At 71.7% G+C, this 4,163-nt stretch carries 5 protein-coding genes; 3 read left to right on the forward strand and 2 right to left on the reverse strand.

Annotation, left to right across the window (positions count from 1 at the left end; genetic code table 11):
• A partial coding sequence (locus AB0J39_RS38460) for an SGNH/GDSL hydrolase family protein (protein WP_363473993.1) occupies positions 1-912 on the forward strand: 912 nt, incomplete at its 5' end.
• 44 nt (positions 913-956) lie between these two features.
• Here AB0J39_RS38460 and AB0J39_RS38465 read toward each other — a convergent pair.
• A complete protein-coding gene (locus tag AB0J39_RS38465; RefSeq protein ID WP_363473995.1) occupies positions 957-1,409 on the reverse strand; it encodes a MarR family transcriptional regulator in 453 nt (150 codons plus the stop codon).
• Positions 1,410-1,602: 193 nt separating this feature from the next.
• Between AB0J39_RS38465 and AB0J39_RS38470 the strand changes: the two genes are divergently transcribed.
• Positions 1,603-2,964 carry a PHB depolymerase family esterase gene (locus AB0J39_RS38470; RefSeq protein ID WP_363473997.1) on the forward strand — a complete coding sequence of 454 codons (1,362 nt, stop codon included), beginning with the start codon at positions 1,603-1,605 and terminating at the stop codon, positions 2,962-2,964.
• Between the two features lie 91 nt (positions 2,965-3,055).
• Here AB0J39_RS38470 and AB0J39_RS38475 read toward each other — a convergent pair whose 3' ends face one another.
• Positions 3,056-3,889 carry a PaaX family transcriptional regulator C-terminal domain-containing protein gene (locus AB0J39_RS38475; protein WP_363473999.1) on the reverse strand — a complete coding sequence of 278 codons (834 nt, stop codon included), beginning with the start codon at positions 3,887-3,889 and terminating at the stop codon, positions 3,056-3,058.
• Between the two features lie 125 nt (positions 3,890-4,014).
• On the opposite strand from AB0J39_RS38475, the gene AB0J39_RS38480 reads away from it, so the two are divergent.
• The coding region (locus tag AB0J39_RS38480; protein ID WP_363474001.1) for a MaoC/PaaZ C-terminal domain-containing protein at positions 4,015-4,163 on the forward strand (149 nt) is incomplete at its 3' end.

The raw sequence follows: 4,163 nt of genomic DNA on the forward strand, positions 1-4,163 counted from the left end.
CCGGCCGGCGCGCAGGCGGTCTCCGACCCGCTGGACGCCGGGGTCGCGCCCCGGTCCAACCTGACCGTGACCGTCCACCTTGCGGACGGGCAGCGCCCGGCGGGCACCACCGCGCATCCGGGCTCGCGGACCACCTCGTACCTCGTGGCGGGCGATCACGCCGACGCCGCGGACCTGCCCGGCGCGACCCCCGTCGACCACTGGTACCTCCTGAGCGCCCTGGAGGTGTGGGCCGCGCCGTCGGCCGCGGCGGTGGCGGTGGTGGGCGACTCGCTCAGCGACGGCCGGGGCTCGACCACCAACGGCAACGACCGCTGGCCCGACCGGCTGGCCGACCGCCTGCAGTCGCTGCCCGGCACGTGTGGTGTGGCCGTGGTCAACCAGGCGGCCGGCGGCAACCGGGTGCTGGACGACGGCCTGGGCCCCAACGCGCTGGCCCGGCTGGACCGCGACGTGCTCGCGCACAGCGGGGTGGCGTGGCTGATCCTGTTCGAGGGGGTGAACGACATCGGCACGGCCGAGGCGACCGAGGCCGCGCAGAAGCGGGTGGCCGGCGAGCTGGTCTTCGCCTACGACCAGATCGTCACGCGGGCGCATGCCCGGGGCATCCGGGTGTACGGCGCGACGCTGACGCCGTTCGGCGGCAACACGCCGTACGACGACGCGCGGGGCTGCCGTGAGGCGGCCCGGCAGGCGGTCAACCAGTGGATCCGCACCAGCGGCCGGTTCGACGCCGTCGTCGACTTCGACCGCGCCGCCCGCGATCCGGCCGACCCCCGCCGGCTGCGCGCGGCCTATGACGTGGGCGACCACCTGCACCTGAACCCGGCGGGATACCAGGCGCTCGCCGACGCCGTGCCCGTCGGGCTGTTCCTGCACGAGCCGCTGCCACCGGGCTTCCGATTCGGCTGACCCGGTCGGCGACGGCACGGCGGAGAGGGGCTCCCCGCGGGTGGTCAGTCGTCGGGCCGCAGGGCCCGCGCGCAGACGGTGAGGCCGTCCCTGAGGGTCTCGCACGTCGCGTCGTCGACCTTCTCGAGCATGACCGCCTCGATGTCGTCGAGGGAGCTGTCGCAGCGCCGCAGCACGGACGTCCCCTCGGCGGTGAGGCGGGCGCACAGCATCCGGCCGCCGTCCGGGTGCGGGTCGCGGCGGATCAGGCCGCGCCGTTCCAGGTCGCGGATGACGAGGTTCATCGCCTGCGGCGTGACGAACGCGATGCGGGCCAGTTCCGCCGACGACAGGCCGTCGCGCGTGCGGAGTTCGCTGAGCGCCATGTACTCCGTCGTGGTGACGCCGTGCCGGGCGAGCGCGTCGTCCAGACGGGCGCGGATGCGGCGCTCCAGGCGGAACACCAGATAGCTCAGGCGCGGCGCGGAGGCGGCGCGACGGGTGCGGCGGGCGGTCACCGGACGACCATACCGTGCTGTCGGCCGGATGTAAGTTTCGCGTTTTGCTATCAAGTCACTTGATAGCAAGTACCTTGATAAGCAGTAAAAATGAGGATTTGATCTACGGGCTCCTCGTATGGCTTCTTGACCACCGGTCGCGCCTGCTCCTATACCAGCTGGCGTCGGTATTCCGAATAACGAGGAGGAGCGGATGAGGCGATTACTCGCGGCGCTCGCCGGCGCCTGCGCGGCGGTATTGTGCGCCGCCGTGGCCCTGGTGTCGGTGCTGGTGCCCGCGCACCCCGCCGCCGCGGCCACACTGACCGAGGTGACCAACTTCGGCGCCAACCCCGGCAACCTGCGCATGCACCTGTACGTCCCGAACGGCGTGCAGCAGAACCCGGCGATCGTGCTGGCCATGCACACGTGCGGCGGCTCGGGGCCGGGCTTCTACTCGTCCACCGAGTTCGCGTCGCTCGCCGACCGGTACGGCTTCATCGTCATCTATCCGTCGGCGTCGAAGAAGATGAACTGCTTCGACAACTGGTCCGAGGCGTCCAAGGTGCGCGGCGGCCAGACCGACCCGGTGTCGCTCATGTCGATGGTGACCTACGTCGAGCAGCAGTACCACGGCGACCCGAACCGGGTGTTCGCGACCGGCGCCTCCTCGGGCGCCATGATGACCAACGCCATGCTCGCCCTGTATCCCGAGGTGTTCAAGGCGGGTGCGGCCTTCATGGGCGTGCCGTTCACGTGCTTCCCCAACGAGGCGGCCTACAACCCGGCGGGCAACTCCGCCCCGTGCGTGGGCAAGACCGCGCAGCAGTGGGGCGACGCGGTCCGCAACGCGAACCCCGCCTACCGGGGGCCGTGGCCGCGGATGCAGCTGTGGCACGGCACCGCGGACAACGTCGTCGCCTACTCCGAACTGGAGGAGGAGGTCAAGCAGTGGACGAACGTGCACGGCCTGAGCCAGACGCCGACCTCCACGGACACGCCGCAGTCCGGGTGGAGCCGCCGCCGCTACGCGGACGGCTCCGGGACGGTGAAGGTCGAGGCCTACACCATCCAGGGCGCGGGCCACAGCCTCCCGGCAGGGGGCATGGCCGCCGTCGCCCTCCAGTTCTTCGGCCTCACCGGTAACAGCTCCAGCCCGAGCCCCAGCCCGAGTCCCAGCCCGAGCGCCAGCCCGTCCGTGAGCCCTTCGGCATCTCCGAGCGCCTCGCCGTCCGCGAGCCCGTCGGCCCCGCAGCAGGGCGCGTGCCGGATCACCTACAGGGCGAATTCCTGGAACGAGGGCTTCACCGCGGAGGTCACGATCACCAACACCGGCGCCGCTCCCGTCAACGGCTGGACCGTCACCTGGGCGTGGCCCGGCAACCAGCGGATCGTCAACGCGTGGAACGCCACCGCGACCCAGTCCGGCGCCCAGGTCACCGCGCGCAACGTCTCCTACAACCCCGCCATCCCCGCCGGAGGCAGCACGAGCTTCGGCTTCCAGGCGACCTACAGCGGCAGCAACACCGCACCGTCCGGATTCGCCCTCAACGGCACGGCCTGCACCACCGCCTGACCGGGACCGGCGCCGCGCCCGGCCGCGCCGACGTGAGACTCGCCGGGCCGCGCCGTTCGGGGGTCGGCGCGGCCGGGGCGCCGGCGGAGGGTCAGACGGCCAGCGTGTCCAGGACGGCGGCGGCCAGCCCGCAGGCGGGCGGCTCGTACCGCTGCGCGAGGGCCTGGAATGTCTGCTCGGCCTGGATCGCCGGCCAGTCCCGGGGCAGCAGCTCGGCCGGCAGGTGCGGATCCTGCCGGACGAGCTGCAGCCAGTCGGTGTGCAGCAGCAACTGCCGCGCGAGGTCGTCCGGTGCGCCGGGAAGCGGCCGGGGCGCGTCCCACTGGGCGAGGAACGCCCGGTAGCGCGCCGCGATCTGCTCGACGTCGAACGCCTTGCCGACCAGGTCGGCCGCCTCGGTCGGCGCGAACGCCTTCGCCGTCAGCACGGTCACGTGATCGCCCAGGTCCAAAGAGGCGAGGACGCCGCTGACGTCCCTGGCGCCGGGCGCGATCCACATTCCGCTCTGCAGCAGGCCGAATCCGTTCCAGATGAGCTGGGAGCGCAGGTCGTGCCGGAGGCTGCGGTGGCTGTCCGGGATGGAGAACCCGACGACCGTCCAGGTGCCGTCCCAGTCGCGGTTCACCGCGCCGGTCTCCCACACCCTCCTGCGCCCGTCCTCCAGGACCTCCACGGCATGCGGTGTCAGCCCGAAGTACACCTTCCGTCCGTGCCGGTGCCGCGTCAGCAGGTTCCGCTTCGCCATCCGCGCGAGCGTCGACCGTACGGCCTCCTCGGAGACGCCGAGACGGGCGAAGACGTCGATGACGCTCCCGGAGTAGACGGCCACGCCGCGATGCAGCACGTAGATCCCGAGGAAGCTGAACATCAGGGACTGCGGGCGCGGGGATGGCGCCGTCCGGTCGTCTTCGCCGCCGAGAGTCACAGCAGAAAAGGGTAGACCGTTCCCGACGTCATGCAAACAATTGACGCCCGTCAGAAAGGTGCCATACGTTCGAGGTGTCACGCTCGCCCGCCCGGGCTCGGCGCGCAGGAGAGGACGACGGACGCATGACCATCACGGCGTACGGGCTCGACGAGATCAGGGCGCTGGCCGGCAAGGATCTCGGTCACAGCGGGTGGCTGGAGATCACCCAGGAGCGGGTGAACACCTTCGCCGACGCCACCGGTGACCACCAGTGGATCCACGTCGACCCGGT

Origin of the sequence: Microbispora sp. NPDC049633 (assembly GCF_040675265.1) — a bacterium.
Lineage (GTDB): Bacteria > Actinomycetota > Actinomycetes > Streptosporangiales > Streptosporangiaceae > Microbispora > Microbispora maris.